This is a genomic window from Mesorhizobium sp. M7A.F.Ca.CA.001.08.2.1 (assembly GCF_003998455.1).
Lineage (GTDB): Bacteria > Pseudomonadota > Alphaproteobacteria > Rhizobiales > Rhizobiaceae > Mesorhizobium > Mesorhizobium ciceri.
In genome coordinates this window covers 1-411 of sequence record NZ_RZPW01001491.1, presented here as the reverse complement: position 1 = coordinate 411, position 411 = coordinate 1, and the positions used below count along the sequence as shown (strand labels likewise).

1 protein-coding gene is annotated in these 411 nt (G+C 66.9%); it reads left to right on the top strand.

From position 1 onward, the window contains the following. Positions 1-203: 203 nt before the first annotated feature. Positions 204-411, top strand: a 208-nt coding sequence (locus EN914_RS38140) for an FAD-dependent oxidoreductase (protein WP_164779315.1), incomplete at its 3' end; no start/stop codon positions are given.

The following is a 411-nucleotide window of genomic DNA, read 5'->3' as shown; positions in this document are numbered from 1 at the left end:
CACCCGCCGCGCCCGCCGACGGAGCCGCCGCTCCGGCCGATGGCGCAGCGCCCGCCGATGGCGCGGCCCCCGCGGACAACAACTGACGCGCATTTTCAAATTGGCCTTGCGGCCTACTGCGAAAGCCCGGCCTGTCCGGGCTTTTCTTTTGCCGTTTTGCGGCCTACCTGTCTGACACATTTCTGAAGCCTGGGAGCCGCGTCATGGCTGGTTACGACTACGATCTTTTCGTCATCGGCGGCGGTTCGGGCGGGGTGAGGGCGGCCCGCGTCGCCGCGGCTCTCGGCAAGCGTGTCGGCATCGCCGAGGAATACCGCTATGGCGGCACCTGCGTCATCCGCGGCTGCGTACCGAAAAAGCTCTACGTCTATGCCTCGCAATTTCCCGAGCACTTCGCCGACGCCGCCGGCT